We start from the raw sequence: 24049 nt of genomic DNA on the forward strand, positions 1-24049 counted from the left end.
AGACTGTACATAAACTGAATAGTTTATTTGAATAGACTTGCGTTTAAATGCAAAAAAATAGTGATTTCAAGTGTAATTGAGGAATTTATGGAAATTGTATTGGCGAATCCACGAGGTTTTTGTGCAGGTGTAGATCGCGCCATTGCGATCGTTAATCGTGCACTTGAATGCTTTAGTCATCCAATTTATGTGCGTCACGAAGTTGTACACAATAAATTTGTCGTCGATGATTTACGACAACGCGGTGCGATTTTTGTAGATGAGTTAGATGAAGTTCCTGACGATAATATTGTCATTTTTAGTGCGCATGGAGTATCAAAGGCTGTTCAGGATGAAGCTAAGCGTAGAGGGCTCAAAGTTTTTGATGCGACATGTCCTTTAGTGACAAAAGTACATATTGAAGTAACTAAATACGCAAGAGAGGGTAGAGAAGCCATTTTAATTGGTCATCATGGGCATCCTGAGGTTGAAGGAACCATGGGGCAATACGACCTGACATATGGTGGTCATATTTATTTGGTAGAAGATGAAAACGATGTTAAAAATTTAGAGGTCGTTAATCCTGAATATTTAGCATTTGTTACTCAGACCACACTTTCAATTGATGATACTGCTAAAGTTATTGATGCATTAAGACAGAAATTTCCAGAGATTAAAGGGCCTCGTAAAGACGATATCTGTTATGCAACACAAAATAGACAAGATGCTGTTAGAGACTTAGCGCAACAATGTGATACTGTTTTGGTGGTTGGTTCTCCAAATTCTTCAAATTCAAATCGTTTACGTGAACTTGCTGAACGTATGGGGAAAACTGCATTTCTTGTGGATAATGCAGATGAGCTTGATCAAAACTGGTTTGTCGGTGCATGTAAAATTGGTGTGACTGCGGGTGCTTCTGCCCCAGAGATATTAATTAAGCAAGTCATTCAGCGTTTACAAGATTGGGGTGCAGTTTCCGCAAATGAGTTAGATGGTAGAGCAGAAAATATTACATTTAGCTTACCAAAAGAACTTCGTATACAAGTTGTACAGGCTTAGGGTATACTCCCTAAGCTTAGAAATTTTATTATTTATTTTGACTATGTCTATTTGCATAGTGTAATTTTTATACTTTATTTTTGTTGGTTGGATTTTAATGGGGGTTACTGGTATGCGACCAGTAAGGGGTTTTACATTAATTGAACTGATGGTCACAATTGCTGTGCTTGCAATTATTGCAATGCTTGCAGCACCTTCTTTTTCAGATATGATATCAAGACAAAATTTGAACAGTAGTGCTGATAATTTAACTGCGACTTTTTCGCAGGCAAGAGCTAAAGCTGTTTTAGAGCGACGTAATATCACTGTAACTCTAGGTACACAGGCGCAAGCCAATACCGGCACTGTACTGAACTGGGCACCAAGTGGACAAACTATTCAGAAAACAGCAAGCGGTTCAACTGGTATTGGTTCAATTGTTTTTCGACCCGATGGATTAATTCAAGATCCACAAGATACTACTAAGCCATTGAATAGCAATATAGATATACTTTTATGTAATCAGCCGACTTCTGCAAAATACTCTAAAACAATTACTATTAGCTTTTTGGGAAATATTCGAAATAGTGGAATACAAGGTTCTGGGGGATGTTCATCATGATGAGTCATCAAAGGGGGGTAGGCTTAATGGAAGTTCTCGTTGCCCTTCTGATTTTAGCCATTGGGGTACTTGGTTTCATCGCACTGCAATTTAGAGCAAATGAAGGCATTTTTGAGGCAAATAACCGAGTTCAAGCAATGAATGTTGCAAGAAACTTAGCTGAACAAATTCGAATAAATACCACAGCACAGAGCAGCTATACGGGCAGCTTATCTAATATTCAGTCCTCTTCTAATTGTTTTACTAATTCATGTAGTCCAACTCAAAAGGCAGCATTTGATCTAGCACAAACAGCAGCTCAAGCATCAAATTTAGGGATGCAAGTGTCTATTAATGGTTGTCCTTCAGCACAAGATGGACGGCAGTGTATTTATGTGGCTTGGAATAAAACAGATCCTGTTGATAATACGGCAACGACGGCGGGTTATGTACCTTGTACTCAAAGCACAAGTAGCAGTTATACCTATACACCTAATTCTACGTGTATTGTGATGGAGGCATACTAATCATGTATTCATCTCAGAAAGGTTTTACGCTTATTGAACTTATGGTCGCCTTAGCTTTGGGCTTAATTATTATTGCCTCTGCGACCATGTTACTTATTTCTGCCCAGCGGAGTTTAGCAGTCCAACAAAGCTCAGCAGAGATTCAAAATAATGCCAATTTTGCTTTTGACTATATTGTGAAAAATTTGCGCATTGCAAATTATGGAAATGATGGCAGTGCAATTAACTTGCAAGCACCTCAGGCAGGTGTTGTATTAAATGATTACAATTTAAGTAGTGAAGCTAGTAGTAATAATAATCCTAATAAACTATCGAGAAATGCTTCAGGGCCAAGTAATGTAAATATTCAGAGTGATCAATTAGTAATTCAATATTTACCTGTACCATCTCAACAATCTCAAACAAGAGTATTTGATTGCCAAGGTAATGAAATTACAAATACCAATACGCCTGTAGTAGAACGTTATTTTATTAGAAGAGATGCTGGCATTTTTAATGGTGAGACCAATGATAATGCCTTGTCGCTTGCATGCGAAGCAGGAACTGCGCAAACGATAGGAACTCGCGATGGTCAAATTATTATGCCACGTGCAGATTATATGCGTGTTTTATTAATCGTTCGTCAATCGAATAATAATTTACAAGAAATGCCAATTAGCAGCTATACGCAGAACAGTGGTGATGTTGTGGGTGTAAAAGTGGCCGTATTAGCACGATCTACTCAAAGAGTGGGTACAACATCAGCATTACCAACAACATTTAATGTTGCCGATCAGTCTGTGTCTTTAAGCAATACTGCGCCGCAAGGATTTTTAAGGGAAGTAATGACGCAAACTGTTGCTTTTAGAAATGCGATGGGGACAAATTAAGATGAATCGATCATTACAACGAGGTGCAACCCTCATTATTGTGCTGTGTATTGTATTATTGGTAACTATTATCGCTACGGTTGCTATTCGTCAAAGCTCTGTATCTTTAAATATTGCAACTGGTGCTCAAGCACAAAAATTAATGATGCAGAACTCAGATGCAGCCCTATTGCGTTTTGAGCAACTTCATAAACAAAATAGTAGTGCAGCTGTAAACTCTTTATTTTCTACTATTAAAAAGAATATTGGTAAAGAAGTAGTATGGTGCTATTCCGATTTACAAAGAGATTTTTTTACATTAAATAATTCTAGTTTAATTTACTGGATAGCAGGGAATACACAAGCCACTACAATTGGCAATGATGGATTCTGTAGAAGTAACAGTTTTTCGACTGGACGTTCAACTGTTGTTACACAAGTTGCAGCAACGATTTCTTTGACTAATTCGTCAGTCATAACGAACAGTAGTTCAAATGATAATAGTGTACCGCCTGTAAAAATAATCGTTTATACCACATCGTTTATACCAACACTTTCTACGGCAAATGCAGATGCTATTAATGCTTGTTTGTCTACTAGAGTGAGTGGTCGACCTACCTATGTTAATAAGACTGAGAGTAATCCTCAGACATATACTGTATCAGAATGTTTATCAGCATTAAATGTACCGAATTATACCGCAGTTGCGGAATACCAAAGTGAAAATTAAGGGGGGAACTTTCATGAAGTCATATAAGAAGGGGAGAACCTCCTTATCTTTTATTGTTGGTACAACATTTGCCACACTTATCGCATACTCCACAGTATATGCAAGTGATACTGAAATTTATCAGCCTGCGAAGAGTGCAAATACCACACTTATGTTCATGCTAGATGTTTCGGGAAGTATGAGTATTACTTATATGAACCGTTTTTTCAGTCGTAGTGATTCGTATACTGCTTGTGATATCCCTCGTCAGTACATGAATACGTTTACAGTAGGCCAAGAAACCTCCACGACAAACCCATCTTATACACGTTATTATTGTGGTATACAGCAGCAAGTTCAGACAGGTACGGAAACATACCAGACAGGTACGGAAACATACCAGACAGGTACGGAAACATACCAGACAGGTACAGAAACATATCAGACAGGTACAGAAACGTATCAAACGGGTACGGAAACGTATGATACTGGTCAAAGACAAAAAATATACTATTATCGAGGGAATACAAGTTTTTTTGGTATTCCTTTAAGTTTTTATACTTGTAATGCAAACACTACCGTGGCTTCAGTAAGTAATTGTAATAATTACGTTGGGCCAATTAGTAGTTTACTTTCTTTTATTAGTCAATTTTTATTTGGTGGTGGTCAGTCTGAAGTAATAGGAAGTAATACCTATTACTATAGAATGGATCCTGTATATGCGACACGTCCAACGTATGCGACACGTCCAACGTATGCAACACGTCCAACGTATGGTACCCGTCCAACGTATGGTACCCGTCCAACATATGGTACACGTCCAACGTATGCTATACAGACTGTAAAATATTATGATCGTATTACACGTTTGAAAGATGCAATGTTTGATCTATTGGATGGTACAAATGGCGTTCAAAGATTATCGGATGATCTAATATTAGGTATTTCTGCTTTTTCATATAATTTGAATAGTTATAATAATACAACAGGTTATATTGTCTCTCCTGCAAAGCCTTTAAATACCGAACAGCGCAATGCAATTAAGCAAAAAGTTGCAGCTTTTGTTGGTGCAGGCGGTACACCTACAGCAAATGCATATGCGGATACAGCCTCTTATTTATTTGGTACAACTACCCTTGGTAGAACTTCTAATGGTATTCAAAATGTATTAGATAATACGGAAATTGTTCGAGGAAGACGTTCTTATATACAACCTGCAAGTATAGCGAATCAAAATTCATCTTCTCAAGCATGTAGTGCCCAAGGCGTTTATGTGCTTACAGATGGTTATCCTAATGTGTCAAGTGTTCCAGTTGCTCGATCGTTAATGCAAGGTGCACTCAATAATGGTTCCTTTAATTGTACTGGTCTAAACTTTGGTCAAAATTCAAGTGCAGATTCCGGCTGGCAATGTATCGCTGATTTCTCTCAAGTTCTTGCCAGTGGCAACGGTACCCCAAGTGGATTAAAAGTAAAAACGGCAACAGTAGGCTTTGGTGGCGAATTTCAGCAAATGACTGATGCCAACAAACAATACGATCCAAATTTAAGTGATAGTCAAAATGCACAAATTATTGATGGTGTAAGCAGCTTAAATGATGATATAAAAAATACCATGAAATGGGGCGTATATGGTAAAGGGGGGTGGTATACGGCAACATCATCTTCAGATATTGTAAATAGTGTCAATAACTTTATTGGAAATATAAAAACAGAAATTCCAAATGTAACGACGGGTTCTGCAACTATTCCTGTTGATCAACTTGTTCCGTCTATTATCCGTCCAATCGCTTATTTATCACAATTTCAGCCGACACCAGATCAAACTTATAAGTTATGGCAAGGTAATGTTAAAAAATATAATGTCATTAATAATATACTTGTCGACTCTAATGGAAATAGAGCATTTAATACGAACGGTGAGCTTGTTCAGTCTAGTAAAGATTTGTGGGCAAAAGATGACGGTACAGTAGGTGGTGTTAAATCAAGTTTGTTACTCGGAATAAATAGTGCTAATACAGCCAATAGAAAGTTATTAATGAACCGAGCAACTAATGGAGATTCCACACCAACGAGCTTAACTCAGATTCAACCGACAAATCAGTATTTATCTTCTACAAATGATAAAGATAGAGGTTATATCATTTCTTTACTTGGCTTTAGTGTTGATCCAAATAATCCGCCAAATAGTGTAAATGCATTAAAGCAAATGCCAGAGCTAAGACAAGTCGGTGCTGTGATGCATTCTTCACCATTGCTTGTCACGAATGGCGGAACGATTGGACTTTCATCAAGTGGTAATGTAGTTACTTCTAATCGTCAAGATTATGTTTTATTTGGTACAACCCAAGGGTTATTACATGTTGTTGATGAGTCGACAGGTATAGAGAAATTTGCATTCTTACCTAATGAAATGGTGAATTATCAGAAAAAAGGATTCTTAGGATATCAGCTGACAGCTGAAGCAAGTGAAGATAAAATACGTGATCTTTACTACGGTGTAGATGCGCCGTGGAGTGTATATAGCGAGTATGTTCCTACAGCAAGTGATGCCAATACGGTGACTGTAGGACAGGGTGCAAATAATGCACAAGGCTTACAAATGGCATATGGTGGCTTACGTATGGGTGGGCGTAGCTATTATGCTTTAAATCTACAAAATATGGATAATCCATCATTAGCATTTCGTATCGACCCTAATTCTAATAGAATATATTCTAAAGATAGTACGGTTAATAATACCTCGTATGATCAGCTTAAATTTATGGCACAAAGTTGGTCTAAACCAACGGTTGGTTATGTAAATTGGAATGGTACAAAAACCTTAGTTATGTTCGTTGGTGGTGGTTACGATGCCGGTGGGGCTAATGGTGATGGTTTATTTAATGATGATGGTTCGCGTAAAAGCTATAGCGGTTACGAGAATCGTGACTATCAGCAAACTAACGGTCAGGGCGCAGGGGTATATATGTTCGATGCCTTAACAGGAAAACTGTTATGGTGGACAAGTGCCAATAAAGTAAGTAATAACAATGGCGTTCAGTATACTGAAAGTTCAGATATGAAATACAGTATTCCAAGTGAGATAAAAGCCGTTGACACCACAGGTAATGGTCTTATTAACCACTTGTATTTTGGTGATTTAGGCGGACAAGTATGGCGTATTGATTTAAATAATTCTGAATCGCCATCTAACTTTGCGAGAACACCGGTTAAAATTTTAAACTTAAATAATAGTCAATATAGCCCAAGATTCTATGAAAAACCTGCATATACCTCTTATGCAAGCGGAACGAGTCGTTTTGGTGTGGTTTCAATTGGTAGTGGTAATCGTAGTCGTCCACTAGCTCAAGAACAAGCGAGCACAAATGGATATCAAAATGATGCAATCTATAATGTTTTTGATAGAGATGTATTAAGATCTGATATTTATACTACACAGACATATAACACATCTAATACTGTTAAAAGTGACCTAGCTAATGCAAACACTGGAACAGTTCTTAATAATGCAAAAGGATGGTTCTATGAGTTTGGTAGTTCTAATGCATTAAAACAAGTTGAAAAGGTAATGAGCTATCCAATTGTTATTCAGGGAAGCTTATATGTGACTACTTTCGACTCTAGTCGTGATGGCATACAAGGGCAATGCGGTGCAGGTGTTAAAGGTGGAAGTTCTGTGTATAAATTCAATCTGCCATATAATGTTGCTGCAAGTGGAAGTAGTCCGACTGGTTATTCACAAAAAATAGATATAGGTACAGGAATTGTTGCGCCTGCAATCGGACCAAATGTGGGTACAAATGGTGATCCGATAGCAAATGGTAAAACTTTAATTACCAATACACAGCCTGTGCCTGTACCTTATGCAAGTACTAAAGGGCTTAAAAAGCTAAGTTGGTATGAGCTGAATAATAACTAGGAGAGGCTATAAATCATGAAACAAAATGGCTTTACTCTTCTAGAGCTGATGGTAGTTGTAGTAATTGTTGCAATTTTTGCAGCAATTGCTATTCCAAGCTATCAGAGTTATATGAGGCGTAATAACGAAGGTCAAGCAATTCAAGAAATGCAGAGAATCTCCGTACTTCTAGAGCGTCACAAGGCACGTAATTTCACTTATAAACTTTTTTCTCTAGATGGAACCAATCAAAGTACAAATACAGTAACTCTACAAAATGGTTATACCGTACAAGTCGTTGATGGAAGTAGTACCTCAAATGCTGTGCCTTTGAATAATGACAACAGCCCAGGTCAAACTTGGGCAATACGTGCACAAACTACAGATCCTCAAAACTTTACTTTGCTTTTAACAAGCCAAGGATTACGTTGTAAAAACCAAGCAGCATCTAATGTCACATTTAATACATGTGGTACCGGCACTCAGGGGTGGTAATGAAAAGTTCTCAAGGTTTTACTTTCATGGAAATGATGATAGTGGTCGCTATTATTGCGATATTAGCGGCTATTGCATATCCACTATATACACAACATATTGTGAAAACTAACCGTGTTGATGTGCAAAGTGAACTCATGCGACTTTCAACCAGATTGCAAGAATATCGTGTAATTAACCATACTTACCGTAATGCGACTTTAGCGAATATCGGTGGTACTTCGAATTATCCTGCTCAAGGCACAGCCAACTATGCAATTACACTTGCGCTAAATACAGATAATCGTGGATATACATTAACCGCAACACCAGTTGCTGGTAGACAAAATGGCGATGGTGTTGTTTGTCTGAACCAAGATGGTCAAAGATTTTGGTCAAGAGGACAAAATATATGCACTTTAAGTGCAACATCGACATGGAATGATTGAGAAATAAATTCAAATTTGTGAATAACTCAAAAATTGACCTTTCCCTTCGGGCGAATATATCGTAAAATGTTCGCCTTTTTAGGTTCAGCCGAATCTAAAGAGTTTTCTTAACATGTGAGAGTATTAACATGGTCGTAATTCGTCTAGCACGCGGTGGTGCTAAAAAACGTCCGTTCTATCAAGTTGTTATTGCAGATAGCCGCAATGCACGTGACGGTCGTTTCATCGAACGTATTGGTTTCTTCAACCCAACTGCTCAAGGTCAAGCGGAAAAACTTCGCCTAGACGTTGATCGCTATGCACACTGGGTTGCTCAAGGCGCTCAGCCATCTGAACGTGTTGCTGCATTAGCTACTCAAGCTAAAAAAGCTGCAACTGCTGCATAATCTGTAGTAGGTATAGCCCATGAAACCAACTCAGAATGTACCCGAAGATCGTATTCAGATTGGACAGTTACGTTCAGCATATGGACTTAATGGGTGGCTATGGGTGTATTCAAATACAGAACCCATGAGCAACATATTTGACTATCTTCCTTGGTTTATAAAAACCAAAACGGGATGGCAAACAGCAAGTGTAAAACGTTGGAAGCCACACGGTAAAGGCCTAGTTGTTGCGCTAAAGGATGTGAGTGATCGCACATTAGCGGAAAGCTTGGTAGGTGCCGATATCTGGATCTCAAAGTCGCAACTTCCGAAAGCAGGTGTAGATGAATATTACTGGTCTGACCTTAAGGGTCTAACTGTAATGAGTCTGAATGAAGAAGAGCAAGATGTAAATCTTGGTCAAATTTATGAACTGTTTGAAACAGGGGCAAATGATGTAATGGTGGTTCGCGCCACACCTGACAGCATTGACTCTGAAGAGCGAATGATTCCGTGGCATAAAGATGTTGTACAAGACGTTGATCTTGAAGCTGGTCGCATTTATGTCAACTGGGGCATAGATTATTAATCCACTTTGTGGGATAAGACACAGCAGGAAATAGAGGAGAGTCTGTGTGTTTTTTGCAGTCATTACGCTTTTTCCTGAGATGTTTGAAGCGATTACAGCCTACGGCATTAGCGGGCGTGCAGTAAAAAACGATATTGTGCAAGTCCATTGCATTAATCCTCGTGATTTTGCTGAGGGCAACTATAAAAGAGTGGATGAACGTCCATTTGGTGGTGGTCCTGGTATGGTGATGATGGCAGCGCCGTTGGCAAAAGCAATTCATCATGCAAAACAACTTGCTTCGCAAGCAGGATGTACACGTGTTCCTGTGGTTTATATGTCGCCACAAGGAAAAACACTTCATGAAGACAAGGTACACAGCCTCATAAGTTATGACGGTATGATTGTACTGTGTGGTCGTTATGAAGGCATTGATGAGCGTCTTATTCAGCAATATGTCGATCAGGAATGGTCTATTGGTGATTATGTTCTCTCTGGTGGTGAACTCCCTGCGATGGTGTTGTTAGATACATTAATTCGAAGATTACCGAATACAATGTCTGACGAACAATCTGCGGTGCAGGACTCTTTTGTGGATGGTCTCTTAGATTGCCCACAATATACAAAGCCCGATCACTTTGAGGGATTGTCTGTACCTGATGTATTAAAATCAGGGCATCATGGCAATATTGAAAAGTGGCGCTTTTTGCAAAGATATCAACGCACACTGGATCGTCGCCCTGAGTTGGTCGAAAAAGTTGAGTTGAGTCCACAACAAAAGAAGTGGCTAAAAGATTTAAAAGCTTAAGTTATTTAAGCGATTTGAAATAGGCTCTTTATTGTTAAATAACAATAGAGGGGAAGATAACCGGGTTGATATGCGTGAAAGCCTCTATCCCCAGCGGTCGTAAGATTAGGTCTTAACCGCATTATTGGAGATTCCCACAATGAGTGGTAAACATCCTTTAGTTCAAGCTGTTGAAAACGCACAGTTAAAATCAGATATTCCTGCTTTTGCACCAGGTGATACTGTTGTAGTTCAAGTAAAAGTAAAAGAAGGTGAGCGTGAACGTCTTCAGGCATTTGAAGGTGTTGTAATCGCGAAGAAAAACCGTGGTTTGAACTCTGCATTCACTGTACGCAAAATCTCAAGCGGTGTTGGTGTTGAACGTGTATTCCAAACACATTCACCAATCGTTGCTAAAATCGAAGTTAAACGTCGTGGTGATGTACGTCGTGCTAAGCTTTATTACCTACGTGAACTTTCTGGTAAAGCTGCACGTATTCGTGAGAAGCTACCTGCTCGTAAAGCGTAATCTTTACTTGAGCTTAAAAAATGCGCCAATATGGCGCATTTTTTTATAATAAAATAATGATTATAAAAATAGAAAATTATAAAAATAGATAATTGTGCTGATGATCTAAAAGAGGTTTGTTAAGATAGCCTGTCTTTTCGTTGTTGTATCAAAATATGTCAGTTCAGAAGAAGAAAATTCAGCGTCGTCATATCCATGGTGTTTTTTTACTAAATAAACCCTTACATTTGAGCTCAAATGGTGCATTACAGAAAGTAAGATGGTTGTTTCGTGCTGAAAAAGCAGGTCATACGGGCGCATTAGACCCTTTAGCAACAGGTCTATTGCCAATTTGTTTAGGAGAGGCGACTAAGTTTTCTCATTATCTTCTAGATTCGGTAAAACGGTATGAAACCACGGTTAAGCTTGGAGTAACTACAACAACGGGTGATGTTGAAGGTGATGTTTTAGAACAGCGTCCGATTCCTCATCTGACGAAAGAAAAAATAGAACAAGTTCTTCAAAAGTTTCGGGGTGAGATTCAACAGATCCCTCCAATGTACTCTGCGCTAAAGAAACAAGGGAAGCCTTTATATGAGCTTGCCCGACAAGGCATAGAAATAGAGCGTGAAGCTAGGCCAATTACTATATTTGACTTAACACTTGTTTCATTTACAGATGAAACTTTGACATTAGATGTAACTTGTTCAAAAGGAACATACATTCGTGTATTGGGTGAAGATATCGGTTCAGCTTTGGGTTGTGGCGGACATCTTTCAGCATTACATCGTGTTGGCACAGGACACTTTAATTTAATTCCAGAATATACCATTGAGTATTTAGAAAGTTTAACTGAATTAGAACGGGAGGCTTTATTACTTCCTCCATTTGCACCTGTTGAACACTTTAAGCAAGTCCAAGTTCCTGAAGGGAGAGCAAAATATTTTTCTAATGGATTGGAAAGTAATATTGATCATTCTGAGGAGCAACAAGTATTGGTATTTGATGGTGATCTTTGTTTAGGTCTTGCCGAGATTACAGATAAGAAGCGTCTTGTACCCAAACGTGTTTTAAACCTACATAAACTTTAAAAGTGAGACCATGTCATGGATGTATTAACGGCAATTACATTGATTGGATTTGCTTTTACTGCAGGTGCAATTGATGCAGCGGTTGGAGGTGGTGGTCTTGTTCAGATTCCGGGTTTAATGAGTACATTCCCTCAGATGCAACCTGCGACAGTAATTGGTACTAATAAGCTTTCATCAATTTTTGGGACAGCATCAGCAGCATATACTTTTGGTAAGAAAGTAAAGTTAGAATGGAAGTTACTGGCCGTAATTGCAATTTGTGCGTTAGTGAGTGCTTTTGCTGGTGCTGCATGTTTATCGCTTATTCCACAGTCGGTTTTGAGACCGCTTGTATTTATATTACTTATCATTATTGCCGTTTATACGTTTATTAAAAAAGATTTTGGACAGAGTAAGTTTCAGCTTAAGATTACTAAGAAAGTACTTATTTATGCTGCTATTGGAAGCTTAATTATCGGGTTTTATGATGGTTTATTTGGCCCTGGTACTGGTAGCTTTTTTATTTTCTTTTTCATTCGCTTTCTGGGGGTAGACTTTGTTCATGCATCTGCCTTATCTAAAATTGGAAATTTCATGACCAATTTTGCAGCGTTGAGTTTTTTTATTCCTACTGGGCATGCAATTATTGGGATTGGATTAATGATGGCTGTTGCAAACGTCATTGGCTCTATTGTAGGTGTAAAAGTTGCATTAAAATATGGCAGTGGTTTTGTCAGAAAAATATTTCTAGTTTTGGTGTCTGTTCTAATTGTACGCATTGGCTATCAAACGATTAAAGGGTAGGAAGCAAAGGATCTTTTAAGATCCTTTATTTTTATGAGACTGAAATTCTTTTTCAAGTTGTTTTTGTTTTTTACGTATTTTTCTTTCTAAATTTAGTTTGGCAAAATGTGTTGAACAAGTACAGCCAATGGATGCAATAATAATTGTAAATAATGCAAGCCATTGAGAAATGAGTAATTGTTCATGTAGAAAAATAAATCCTGAAATAGCAGCAATAGCAGGATCTAGACTGGTCAGTGTACCAAAAACTAAAGGTGGTATACGCTTAAGTACAATAATTTCAAGAGTATAAGGCAAGGCACTGGCTAAAATTGCAAGTAAAACAAAATAAACCAGAGCATTGGGTTCAAAAGCATGTGTAAAAGTACCTTGGTAAAGTGCAAATGGAAATACCATGGTTGTACCAATCAGCATACCTAGGCAAGCGGTATGAATTCCTGAAATCCCTGCATTCTTTTGACCAGACAGAATATAACCTGCCCAACAAGCGCCTGCACCCAGAGCATATACAATGCCGATCGTGCTTAAAGAATCTCGACTTTGGTTAAAGGGGAAAAGCAGACACATACCTAAAATAGCGAGACCGACCCAAATAAAGTCAAATTTTTGTTTTGCATGAAACAATGCGACTGCCAATGGGCCAATAAACTCGAAAGAAACAGCAATTCCTAAGGGTAAATATTTTAGTGACATATAGAACAAAGCATTCATACCACTTAAGGCGATGCCATAGCTCATAACAGTTTTCCAATGCACACTTTTCCAATGAATTGTCCATAGACGACCAATAATCGCTAGAATAATACCGCCTAGGCCTAAGCGAAGGGTTGCAACGACAAGTACATCGTGTGTTTGAAATAAGATTTTTGCGAGTGAACCACTGCATTGAATACTGACAATTGCAATTAGCAGTAAAAATATCGCAGAGCCATAATTATTTTGATTTTCGACTTTCATGTTGGCCTTTGAGATCATTTAAAATAAAAAGCCATAACTTTTTAGTTATGGCTTTTTTAAAGCAGAGATAGTGCTTAGAACAATACACGAATACGAATTGTACCTTCAACTTGATGAAGCATATCGAGTGCTTCAGCTGAAGTAGATGCATCTACGTCCATCACAAGATAACCAACATCATCTTTGGTCATTAGAGATTGGCTTGAAATATTAATATGCTGTTCTGCGAACAATGTATTAATTTTTGACAATACACCCGGTACATTCTTGTGAATATGAAGTAAACGGTGTTTGCCTTCAGCCAATGGAAGTGCAATTTCAGGGAAATTAACCGCTGAAAGTGTCATACCCTTGTCTGAATATGCAACAAACTTTTCAGCAACTTCAAGACCAATATTTGCTTGTGCTTCCATGGTCGAACCACCCACATGTGGTGTTAAGATCACGTTGTCTAAACCGCGTAGAGGAGATTGAAACTCTTCGTTGTTACCTTTAGGCTCTTTCGGGAATACATCGACTGCTGCACCTGCCAAATGACCAGATTTAATTGCATCTGCAAGATCTTCAATGACAACACATGTACCGCGTGCTGCATTTAAGAAGATAGAACCTTGCTTCATCTTGTCAAACTGAGCTTTGGTAAAGAAGTTACGTGTCGATGGCACATCAGGCACATGTAATGTAACAACATCTGCAGTTTCAAGAAGTTCATTTAATGAACCGACTTGGCGTGCATTACCCATAGGAAGTTTAGTAACAGTGTCAAAGTAGATGACTTGCATACCTAAGCTTTCTGCAAGCACAGAAAGTTGCGAGCCAATTGAACCGTAGCCGACAATCCCCAATGTCTTACCACGAGTTTCAAATGAACCCACTGCTGTTTTTTGCCATCCGCCACGGTGACATGTTGTTGACTTCTCTGGAACACCACGAAGAAGAAGAATAGTCTCAGCTAAAACGAGTTCTGCGACCGAACGTGTATTTGAAAATGGTGCGTTAAATACAGGAATACCACGATGCATGGCTGCTTTTAAATCAACCTGATTGGTACCAATACAAAAACATCCAACAGCAATGAGTTTGCTTGCTGCTTCAAAGACTTCTTCCGTTAATTGAGTACGGGAGCGAATACCAATAAAGTGTGCATCTTTGACAGCTTCTTTTAAAGCTTCGCCTTCTAATGCAGTTTTGTGATATTCAATATTCGTGTAACCTGCTGCATTTAATGTATTAATTGCATTTTGGTGTACACCTTCAAGGAGTAAAAAACGAATTTTATCTTTATCAAGAGATAGATGTTGGCTCATTACGGCTCCGCTACAAAGGCCAAATATTGGTTGCAGTATGATAACATAATGATCAACAACTTGTTTATTTCTTGCTAGGTTTGCCAAGATGAGTATTGCAGCACAGTTATCGCCACAATTATTAGCTCAATTGACCGAAATTGTCGGTGAAAGTCGAGTGAAAACAGATGCCAGTAGTTTGGAACATTGGGGGAAGGACTACACCAAGCATTTTGAACCAAATCCATCCGTGATTGTTTTTCCTTCATCCACAGAGCAGGTACAGCAAATTGTTCAATTTGCGAATACACATCAAATTGCGATTACGCCATCGGGTGGTCGTACAGGATTATCCGCAGGTGCTGTTGCAACAAATGGTGAGATTGTTGTAAGTCTAGATAAAATGAATCAAGTTTTAGACTTTTTCCCAGCAGATCGCATGGTTCGTATTCAAGCGGGTGTAGTGACTGAACAACTCCAAGAATATGCAGAATCTAAAGATATGTACTATCCAGTTGATTTTGCATCTGCAGGTTCAAGCCAGATGGGAGGCAATATTGCAACCAACGCAGGTGGTATTAAAGTTATTAAATATGGTATGACACGCAATTGGGTATTAGGCCTAACTGTTGTTACAGGTAAGGGCGATATACTTCATCTAAACAAAGGCATGATTAAAAATGCCACAGGCTATGCACTACAACATTTATTTATTGGTGGTGAAGGCACTTTAGGCATTGTGACTGAAGCTGAAATTAAGCTAGAGCGCAAACCACATGACCTTCAAGTGATGGTATTGGGAGTACCAGACTTTGATGCTGTGATGCCAATTCTACATGCGTTTCAAAGTAAAATTGATTTAACGGCATTTGAGTTTTTTGGCGAACTTGCAATGCAAAAAGTACTTGATCATGGGCATGTACAGCGTCCATTTGATACCGAATGTCCATTTTATGTGCTAGTTGAATTTGAAGCACCATATGAGCCAATTATGGACACAGCCATGGAAATCTTTGAGCACTGCATGGAAGAAGGCTGGGTACTCGATGGTGTACTTAGTCAGAGTTTAGATCAGGTTGAAAGTTTATGGCGTTTACGTGAAGATATTTCAGAGTCTATTGCGCCATTTACACCATACAAGAATGATATTTCTGTCTTAATTACGCACGTACCTGCGTTTATTAAAGAAATTGAAGAGATTGTTGAGCAGAATTATCCAGATTTCGAGATTTGTTGGTTTGGGCATATTGGTGATGGTAATTTACACTTAAATATTTTAAAACCTGAAAATTTAGATAAAGATGACTTTTTTGCGAAATGTAAGGTCGTAAATGAGCATGTATTTAATACAGTTCAAAAATATGATGGTTCTATTTCAGCAGAACATGGCGTAGGTATGACTAAAAAGCCTTATCTTGCAATGACGAGAAGTCCTGAAGAAATTGAATATATGAAAGCATTGAAACAAGTGTTTGATCCAAATTCGATTATGAATCCAGGTAAATTGTTTGACTAACCGAATCTAAGTAAAAAAGAGCGATGTGATATCGCTCTTTTTTATGTTCTAAATCGCTTCTGTGTTTTCAATGAGCCAATCTTTTGCATGACCTGACAGGTGTGGAAGAAGCTTCGTGCGAACCTGTTCATGGTATGTATTGAGCCATTGTTTTTCTTGAGTGGTTAAGAGATCTCGTTGAATGCATGTGGTATTGATTGGGCAAAGTGTAAGATTTTCAAAATATAAAAAATCGCCGTATTCTTGTGTTCCATGTGGAACCAACTGATTTACAATAAGGTTTTCGATACGTATTCCCCAGAGTCCTTCTCTATATAAACCCGGTTCATTTGAAGTAATCATTCCTTCAAACATCGCAGTATTTTTGTTTACTGGTGCATAATAAGAAATACTATGAGGCCCTTCATGCACATTGAGTGCAAAGCCTACGCCATGACCTGTACCATGTCTAAAATTAAGCTTTTCTTGCCAGAGGGGTTGCCTTGCAATACTATCTAATAGTGGTGCAGGTAGTCCGACAGGAAAAATTGCTTGTGCAAGAGCAATATGACTTTTTAAAACAAGTGTGTAGTCATGCTTTTGTTCATCTGTGGGTGTGCCAACTGGTACAACACGTGTAATGTCGGTTGTACCATCTATATACTGTGCGCCTGAATCGATAAGTAATAAACCATTGCCTTGAATATCAGAGAATTGTTCTTCTGTTGCTCTATAGTGTGGTAGGGCGCCATTGGCATTAAACCCTGCAATCGTGGCAAAGCTTGCACCAATAAAACCTTCTTCTTTTGCGCGATGTGCAGTAATTTTTTCGTCAATTGTAAGCTCAGAAATAACTTCTTGATTTTTAATAGCACGTTCAAGCCAACTAAAAAAATGACTTAAGGCGATACCATCTTTGAGCATCGCATGCCGAATGTGTTCAATCTCGCTAGGTGACTTTATTGCTTTAAAGCGTGTCGACGGATTTAATTCCTCTATGACTTGAGTTGCTTGAGGTAAGGCTTGAACGTGATAAACAGATACTTTATTTGGATCAATGAGTATTTTTTTATCGGTTATCTGTGCGAGAAAATTTCCACTGTCTTCGTATGGAAGCAGATTAATTTTATCTTTTAAAAAAGCTTCTTTAAGTGATTGTGGTATTTTCTCTTCATGAATAAATAAAGTAGTTTCACCATATTTGGAGATATATAAGTGAGCAAGAAAGACAGGATTATATTCGACATCCTGACCGCGGCAGTTTAATAGCCATGCAATGTCATCAAGGCTTGAAATAAAATGCCCATCGATATGTTCATGGGTAAGATACTGACTCACTTGTTGTATTTTTTCTAAACGCGTGAAATGATTTAGCCCTGATTGCATTTCATCAATAGAAAATTTAGGTAATGTCGGGCGATCTTTCCAAATAGGTGAAATAAAATCTTTAGCTATCTGACATGAAATCTTTTTATGGCCAAGTTTTACTGAAAGTTGTTGATACTGGTTTAATGAAAGTGTGCGTCCATCTGTTGCAATAATATCATCTTGTTTTAAATGCTCTACAAGCCATGCAATATGTGTTGAATCTGGTTCAGCAGTAAGTTTTTTTAATTTGATTTCTGTTTGACGAAGTTGTTGTTCTGCCTGCACCCAATAGCGTCCATCTACCCATAGGCCAGCTTCTTCTTGTGTAATCACTAATGTACCCACTGAGCCTGTAAAACCTGACAGCCAGACACGACTTTGCCAATGTTCAGGGAGATACTCAGACATATGTGGGTCTGCACTGAGAATAATATAGGCATTAATATGGTGTGTCTGCATTTGCTGACGGAGTTGTTTTAACTTTTCTTGTATAGACATATTTTGCATAAAGCATCCGGCCTTCATTCTGAGTTCTTAAATAATATAGCATCTTGTATGATCTGAGTTTATGCAATGCTGCAATGTATGCCGATAAGGGTGAGGTGAGATGAGTCGACCTTTATTTAAAAATATGCTAATGTTGCGCTCCTTGAATTGATCAAAAAATGTCACTGTTTGGTTCATATACAGAAAGCAAATTCGATGCCGCATTTATCTCAATTTATTTAGTGCTGTATGGGCGATTTGCGAAATCCCATAGTCTTTCGTTCAGCAAATGGCACCCTCTGACAGTTTTAAGATGCTTTTGCTGTACCTCGTTATTTTTTAGAAAAAAATGCAAAATTCTCAAGCAAAAACATTAAGTCTTGCGACCCTAATGTTCCCTCTAGCGCTTGTTCTCTTTGAATTGGCGACTTACATTTGTAATGACTTAATTCAACCTGCCATGTTGCCAATTACACAATATTTTGGTGTTAGTCCAACATGGGCACCTTCAGCAATGTCTTTTTATCTGTTGGGTGGTGCAGGGGTTGCATGGCTCTTTGGCCCATTGTCAGATCGTTATGGACGTAAGAAAGTTTTATTGGCAGGCGTATTATTTTTTACAGTATGTTGCCTTATTATCTTAGTCACGCAAAATATGTATCAGTTTCTTATTTTGCGTTTTTTACAAGGTTCAGGTTTAACGATTGTTTCTGCAGTGGGGTATGCTGCAGTACAAGAGTCATTTGAAGAGCGTGATGCCGTAAAAGTTATGGCAATTATGACCAATATCTCATTGCTCGCTCCATTATTAGGCCCCGTTCTAGGCGCTTTCTTAATTGACCATATTTCATGGCATTGGGGCTTTATTCTCATTGCGCTTATGTCTTTGATCAGTTGGTTTGGTTTAAAGGCATATATGCCAGAAATTGCGCCACCTGCTGAAAAAAAACCAATGCGTAATTTATTTGGTGATTTCAAACAGGTCTATTCAGATCGTCATTTTTTAAGCCTAGCGATTGCTTTACCACTTGTTGTTTTACCACTGATGTTATGGATTTCCATTTCTCCAGTAATGTTAGTCAACGAACTTGGATTATCTAGTTTGCAATATGGTTTATTCCAAGTACCTATTTTTGGTGGTCTCATTTTAGGTAATATCGTTTTAATTAAAGTGATTGATCGCTATGCATTAGGCAAGACCATTTTAGTTGGTTTTCCAATTATGTTGGTGGGAGCAATTATTGCAGCAATGGGTCTAGTTATCCCATCGTTAACTTTACCATTACTGCTCATTGGTTTAACGCTAGTAAGCTTTGGTGAGGGAATTGCTGTATCGGTTGTCTTTCGTTTTGCTTTTTCTTCTTCAGAAATGCCAAAAGGAACAGTTGCAGCTGCGATGTCGATTTTAAATATGCTCTCTTTCTTTGTTGGTATTGAAATTGTGCGTACGTTATATAGTCATTTCCATATGGCAGCTTACTTGCTTGCAAGTATTGTTATTATTCTTATTTGGTTTACGTTCCCTCGCCGTGCCTTACTCAAGGGTATGCGTTTAAGAGCAGAGGCTGAAGCTAAATAATTAAAGTTTCAGTATTTGAGCAAAAAGAAAGAGGCGTATATACGCCTCTTTTTTATTTAATTTCTTGTGAAAGAAGCTGATGTTTGAGTGCACTAATTTCAGGAAGCATTTCAATTAGCAAAGAGATTTGTTTAAGGGTGAGTTGTAACTGTGCAGATAAATTTTGCTGAGATGCAAGTATTTCAATTTCTAACAATTTAGATTCTATATTCTGTTGAGACAAAGGTGACTGCTCAATAAGTACTTCTCTTAATATTTGGCTACACCATTGTAATAGTGACAAAATGTTCTCGTCATCAACAGTATGTCGATGAGCACCTAAAGCTGATATATAACTGAGTTGACTATGACTGAGTACGAGGTAACGAAATGCATCATGAATAAGTGTTTTATCGGGATTCGGTTCAGCACTTAAGCTTGAAATCATATTTGCAAGCTCCGTTTGTCTATTGTGTGCAAAACGCCGTGCAGTGCGATAAGTCATACCATTGTCACGACCATATTCATATTGGTAAGTAATTTCGTCAAAATAGTCGAGTGTAGCGATGTCACTATTAATAATATTCTTAGAAATATTACGGCATTGCCAGTCTGGCCAAATAAAACTAACCGCAAACCATGCAATAAAACAGCCGATGAGTGTATCTATAATTCTTGGTAGAATAATCTCATAAGCAGAGCCTTTAAGACTAAAAATAAGCAATACCATGAGTGTTGCCATGAGCGTGGCCATGGCATATTTTTTTACGCGAAGATAGAAAAAAAGTACTGCACAGATGACAGTAAGCATGAGCTGACTTTCTGTGTTTTGAATGAAGTATAAGATTGGTACGCCAATGATGACACCAAGAAGTGTGCCCAATGTACGCATTTTTAACCGGCTCTTCGTTGCAAAGTAACTGACTTGGCAGACAAAAAGACTCGTTAAAAGTATCCAGTATCCATTTTTAAAGAATGGAAGCAGCGATATGCCATAACCAATACAAAAGACAAAAGAAATTCTGACAGCATGACGGAATAATGCAGATTGTGGGGTTAAATGCTGTTTGAATTTTAAAACCAGATCATTCCAATCTTGAATATCATTGTCTAATAAGTTTGTATTATCTTGAATAACTGCATGTGTCGTATGCTGATGCTCGTTATGCTGTGTGAGTGTAAGTTGAAATAGCTGTTCGTAAATATTTTTTAAGTTATTAAGAATGAGGCAGAGATTCTTCACTTCGCGGTTGTTAGGATTTTCTTCAATCCAATCATGTATTGAACTTTCAAGTTGAGCCAGTGCGATGGTATGTTCTTTTTTTACTTTGTAAGGTCTGTGGTGCAAAATAGATTCTGCAAGATCTGCACAAGCTTGGGAAGTTAAGCGAACTGTTTTTTGTATTCTAAAAATAAGATCGCTATGGTGAAAGTTTATACCAATGCGATCGTAGCTTAGGTAGTTCGATGCAGCCTGCTCATGAATGTCTTGTGCGAAAAAGTGTAGATGCAACGCGCTTAAAGTGTGTTTATTTGCACGGGAAGCTTTTAGTCTAGTAAGTAAAGCGCTTTTGGTTGTATCCAAATATTGTACTAAATTTGCATTTTTAATTGAAAGCGTTAGAAGTAAATTATGAATTTGTTCTTTATTATTGTCTGGGTCGAACAGCTTAGATTTATGAGTAAGGAGGTCTGAAATTGAAAGGAAAGTTTGCGCTAGACTGTCTTGAACGAAAAGAGTCGGTTTAAGAAGGTAAAACAAAATAGAAGTCATACCATACCACAGTGCACCTAATACAAAACATATGGGTTGAAAATACCATACGTTATGATCTTCTAGGCCAAACATCGTGTAGATAGACAGGAGTATTGTACCAAATGAAATGACGGCGTAACGTTGCCCCAAACTTCCAAGAAGAATAAGGAATCCGCTGGAAAGTGAGAGATAGACAATAAAGAGAAGAGGATAGGGGGCAAGAAATTCTAAAATTGTACTTGTAATAAAAAATAAAATGCATACATACAATAAATTACGTAATCGAATGCTTAATCGATCGTCAAAGTCTGTAAGTGCGGCCGCAATCGTGCCCAACGTAACAGGAACGATGTATTCGGTACAACCGATATAATATAAACCAAGTAATGTGCCTGAAAATACAATAAAAATTTGTAGGCAATAAATAAAGATAACATTTGATTTATATTGAGTTAATTTCTCTAGAAAGCTGTTCACAGACGTTAAAACACCTTTAATTTTTTCTAAAGATTGTTCTTTTTTTGATGTACTGTCAAATATTTTAATGTTTTACATGAGCACTTATAATTTTCCAGATGATGTTGTCTGGGAAACGTACTTGTGACATATCTAAGTTGAAGGGTGTTTGGGCATTACTTCCATCAATAAGTACTGTACCCGTATTTGCGGTAATATCGTTGTAAGTGAGATTGTGCCAATTTGCTTGGTTGTGCCCAGACTTATTTTCATAGACGGTATCAATAACAATCGGATATTTTACATCATGCATATGTACATGATTATAAGAAATATTGGCAACTTCTCCAGCAGCAGATTGGTCACTTTTAATTCTAAGACCATTGGTTGTATGATCCATTGCCAAGTCATCCACTTTTATATTAAACACGCCACCGTTTGTTTCGCTACCAATAGATAAGCCATGTCCTGTCCCAAAAATATTATGAAAGAAATACATATTTTGGGCACTTTGGGTATTTGCTTTAATTGCAATATTGTCGTCACCTGTACTAATCTGACTATAAGCGACTATGACATTTTTTGAAGAAATTGGATCGATTCCATCTGTATTTCTAGCATAGCTCGGTGTTTGAATCTGTATACCCCAAACCATTAGACCATCACTTTCTTTAAATACAACGTGAAAATTGGGTGAGTTTATAAGATGAATGTTAGATAAAGTAATATCTTGGCTATGATTTATTTGAATCAATCGTGGATTATTTTGTTTAAGTTTCTTCTCCTTAGCATCATTTGCCAAAGACCACCATGTTGTATTGGCTAGATCCAATAAAGGAAGATTGCCCTGACCGTCGATAGTACCTGAACCATACAAACCACTATGTTTAACATGATTAAAGGTAATAAAAGGTTGGCATCCATTTCCATGATTATCTAATGTGCCACAAGTATATTTACCTGAATCAAATGCAGAAGCACGATTGATGGCTCTGAGAGTAACACCTGATTGTATTACTAATGCACGCTCAGAAGGTATAGAAATTGGACCACTTATAAAAAAATGTTGGTTGTTATTCGACTCAAGATAAACAGCCTTTCCTTTTTCACATTGATCAAGTGATTCTTGAATGAGCAGTGTACTTTCTCCATTCTGTGCAAAAAGTGTCGTACAGCGATTGGGAGTCGTAGGCATTGCAACAACTAGAGCCGAGGAACATAAAAGCATGCCACCCATGAGAATATATTTGGTAAATTTCATCGGAATAATCGCATCAATATTCAATACAATACATCAATCTTAAATGTGTCAACTTAAAATAAAAAACGGCATACCTTAGGTATACCGTTTCTTTTATGGTGCGATACAACGATTAATTTAGTAACCTACTGTAAAGCGTTCACGAATATATTGATTTTTTTCTAATGCATCGACCAAGGCAATTGCATAGTCTTCAGCAGAAATATGGCTACCTTGTTCATTGGTAATAAGCGTATCTTTTGCTATACGAAATTTGCCTGTACGCTCACCAGGTTGGAATAATGCAGATGGTGATACGAATGTCCAATCTAAATCTTTAACTTCTTTTAATTGATCTAGAAAAACACATCCTGGCTCTGCTTCACTACGGTATTCTTGAGGAAAATCTGGTGAATCAATAAGGCGTGTTTGATCAGGTAAAAGTAAACTGCCTGCGCCACCTACCACTAGATAACGCTTTACACCAGAGTTTCTTACAGCATCAATAAGTGCCAGTCCATCTAAGTCGGCAAAGCGCACAGCACTAATTACAGCATCGTGACCTTTTAGAGCTTCAGTAAGCACTTCTTGATCTTTAATATCAACTGCTTTGGTGGTAACAGCATCATTTTTTTCAATTTTATTAGTGTTTCTTGCGATTGCAGTGACTTGATGTCCACGTGAAACAAGTTCATTTAAAATGCGAGAACCTGCCATACCTGATGCGCCAATAATTGCAACTTTCATATTTTTGCTCCTATGTTTTATTCTTAGATTATCGTTTTGATTAGGTCTGTTAAATAGGCTAAATTAAGACAA

General features: G+C 37.8%; 22 protein-coding genes. 16 read left to right on the forward strand and 6 right to left on the reverse strand.

Going from position 1 to position 24049, the window contains the following annotated elements; genetic code table 11:
- Positions 1–87: 87 nt before the first annotated feature.
- The 14 genes from ispH (at position 88) to I2F23_RS02045 (ending at position 12628) form a co-directional block, all read left to right on the forward strand.
- The gene (gene ispH, locus I2F23_RS01980) at positions 88–1038 is read left to right on the forward strand and encodes a 4-hydroxy-3-methylbut-2-enyl diphosphate reductase (RefSeq protein WP_195770916.1); all 951 of its coding nucleotides are present in this window, start codon (positions 88–90) and stop codon (positions 1036–1038) included.
- 112 nt (positions 1039–1150) lie between these two features.
- Positions 1151–1639, forward strand: coding sequence for a GspH/FimT family pseudopilin (locus tag I2F23_RS01985; RefSeq protein ID WP_195770917.1), 489 nt, complete (start codon positions 1151–1153; stop codon positions 1637–1639).
- Positions 1636–2145: a type IV pilus modification protein PilV gene (gene pilV / locus I2F23_RS01990; protein WP_228284765.1), complete on the forward strand. Its 510-nt coding sequence runs from the start codon at positions 1636–1638 to the stop codon at positions 2143–2145. The genes I2F23_RS01985 and pilV overlap by 4 nt, the downstream gene beginning before the upstream one ends.
- 2 nt (positions 2146–2147) lie before the next feature.
- A complete protein-coding gene (locus tag I2F23_RS01995) occupies positions 2148–3014 on the forward strand; it encodes a prepilin-type N-terminal cleavage/methylation domain-containing protein (RefSeq protein ID WP_195770919.1) in 867 nt (288 codons plus the stop codon).
- A 1-nt stretch (position 3015) separates the two neighbouring features.
- On the forward strand, positions 3016–3723 hold the full coding sequence (locus tag I2F23_RS02000) for a pilus assembly PilX family protein (RefSeq protein ID WP_195770920.1): 708 nt from the start codon (positions 3016–3018) through the stop codon (positions 3721–3723).
- A 13-nt stretch (positions 3724–3736) separates the two neighbouring features.
- Positions 3737–7624 (forward strand): pilus assembly protein, encoded by a 3888-nt coding sequence (locus I2F23_RS02005; RefSeq protein ID WP_195770921.1) that lies wholly within the window; start codon positions 3737–3739, stop codon positions 7622–7624.
- A 15-nt stretch (positions 7625–7639) separates the two neighbouring features.
- Positions 7640–8098: a type IV pilin protein gene (locus I2F23_RS02010; RefSeq protein ID WP_213014634.1), complete on the forward strand. Its 459-nt coding sequence runs from the start codon at positions 7640–7642 to the stop codon at positions 8096–8098.
- A complete protein-coding gene (locus I2F23_RS02015; RefSeq protein ID WP_195770922.1) occupies positions 8098–8526 on the forward strand; it encodes a type IV pilin protein in 429 nt (142 codons plus the stop codon). The genes I2F23_RS02010 and I2F23_RS02015 overlap by 1 nt, the downstream gene beginning before the upstream one ends.
- 128 nt (positions 8527–8654) lie before the next feature.
- Positions 8655–8912 carry a 30S ribosomal protein S16 gene (gene rpsP / locus I2F23_RS02020; protein WP_195770923.1) on the forward strand — a complete coding sequence of 86 codons (258 nt, stop codon included), beginning with the start codon at positions 8655–8657 and terminating at the stop codon, positions 8910–8912.
- A gap of 19 nt (positions 8913–8931) precedes the next feature.
- Complete coding sequence (gene rimM, locus I2F23_RS02025; protein ID WP_195770924.1) at positions 8932–9480, forward strand: ribosome maturation factor RimM; 549 nt, start codon at positions 8932–8934, stop codon at positions 9478–9480.
- A 46-nt stretch (positions 9481–9526) separates the two neighbouring features.
- Positions 9527–10267 (forward strand): tRNA (guanosine(37)-N1)-methyltransferase TrmD, encoded by a 741-nt coding sequence (gene trmD / locus I2F23_RS02030; protein ID WP_195770925.1) that lies wholly within the window; start codon positions 9527–9529, stop codon positions 10265–10267.
- Positions 10268–10406: 139 nt separating this feature from the next.
- Positions 10407–10775 carry a 50S ribosomal protein L19 gene (rplS, locus tag I2F23_RS02035; RefSeq protein WP_195770926.1) on the forward strand — a complete coding sequence of 123 codons (369 nt, stop codon included), beginning with the start codon at positions 10407–10409 and terminating at the stop codon, positions 10773–10775.
- Positions 10776–10930: 155 nt separating this feature from the next.
- Positions 10931–11845 carry a tRNA pseudouridine(55) synthase TruB gene (gene truB, locus I2F23_RS02040; RefSeq protein ID WP_195770927.1) on the forward strand — a complete coding sequence of 305 codons (915 nt, stop codon included), beginning with the start codon at positions 10931–10933 and terminating at the stop codon, positions 11843–11845.
- 15 nt (positions 11846–11860) lie between these two features.
- On the forward strand, positions 11861–12628 hold the full coding sequence (locus I2F23_RS02045; protein ID WP_195770928.1) for a sulfite exporter TauE/SafE family protein: 768 nt from the start codon (positions 11861–11863) through the stop codon (positions 12626–12628).
- 15 nt (positions 12629–12643) lie between these two features.
- On the opposite strand, the gene I2F23_RS02050 is transcribed toward I2F23_RS02045, so the two are convergent.
- Both I2F23_RS02050 and serA read right to left on the reverse strand, forming a co-directional pair.
- Positions 12644–13585 carry an EamA family transporter gene (locus I2F23_RS02050; protein ID WP_195770929.1) on the reverse strand — a complete coding sequence of 314 codons (942 nt, stop codon included), beginning with the start codon at positions 13583–13585 and terminating at the stop codon, positions 12644–12646.
- A gap of 74 nt (positions 13586–13659) precedes the next feature.
- Positions 13660–14892, reverse strand: coding sequence for a phosphoglycerate dehydrogenase (gene serA / locus I2F23_RS02055; RefSeq protein ID WP_195770930.1), 1233 nt, complete (start codon positions 14890–14892; stop codon positions 13660–13662).
- Positions 14893–14980: 88 nt separating this feature from the next.
- On the opposite strand from serA, the gene I2F23_RS02060 reads away from it, so the two are divergent.
- Positions 14981–16387 carry an FAD-binding oxidoreductase gene (locus I2F23_RS02060; protein ID WP_195770931.1) on the forward strand — a complete coding sequence of 469 codons (1407 nt, stop codon included), beginning with the start codon at positions 14981–14983 and terminating at the stop codon, positions 16385–16387.
- Between the two features lie 48 nt (positions 16388–16435).
- On the opposite strand, the gene I2F23_RS02065 is transcribed toward I2F23_RS02060, so the two are convergent.
- The gene (locus tag I2F23_RS02065; protein ID WP_195770932.1) at positions 16436–18241 is read right to left on the reverse strand and encodes an aminopeptidase P family protein; all 1806 of its coding nucleotides are present in this window, start codon (positions 18239–18241) and stop codon (positions 16436–16438) included.
- A 328-nt stretch (positions 18242–18569) separates the two neighbouring features.
- Between I2F23_RS02065 and I2F23_RS02070 the strand changes: the two genes are divergently transcribed.
- Positions 18570–19799 (forward strand): MFS transporter, encoded by a 1230-nt coding sequence (locus I2F23_RS02070; protein WP_195770933.1) that lies wholly within the window; start codon positions 18570–18572, stop codon positions 19797–19799.
- A 52-nt stretch (positions 19800–19851) separates the two neighbouring features.
- Here the strand turns inward: I2F23_RS02070 and yccS are convergent, their stop codons facing one another.
- The 3 genes from yccS to I2F23_RS02085 form a co-directional block, all read right to left on the reverse strand.
- Positions 19852–22011: a YccS family putative transporter gene (gene yccS, locus I2F23_RS02075; protein WP_195770934.1), complete on the reverse strand. Its 2160-nt coding sequence runs from the start codon at positions 22009–22011 to the stop codon at positions 19852–19854.
- A gap of 64 nt (positions 22012–22075) precedes the next feature.
- Positions 22076–23251: a glycoside hydrolase family 28 protein gene (locus I2F23_RS02080; RefSeq protein ID WP_195770935.1), complete on the reverse strand. Its 1176-nt coding sequence runs from the start codon at positions 23249–23251 to the stop codon at positions 22076–22078.
- A gap of 117 nt (positions 23252–23368) precedes the next feature.
- Positions 23369–23998 (reverse strand): NAD(P)-dependent oxidoreductase, encoded by a 630-nt coding sequence (locus tag I2F23_RS02085; RefSeq protein ID WP_407647988.1) that lies wholly within the window; start codon positions 23996–23998, stop codon positions 23369–23371.
- Between the last annotated feature and the right edge of the window lie 51 nt (positions 23999–24049).

The sequence above is a fragment of the Acinetobacter pollinis genome (genome assembly GCF_015627175.1).
GTDB lineage: Bacteria > Pseudomonadota > Gammaproteobacteria > Pseudomonadales > Moraxellaceae > Acinetobacter > Acinetobacter pollinis.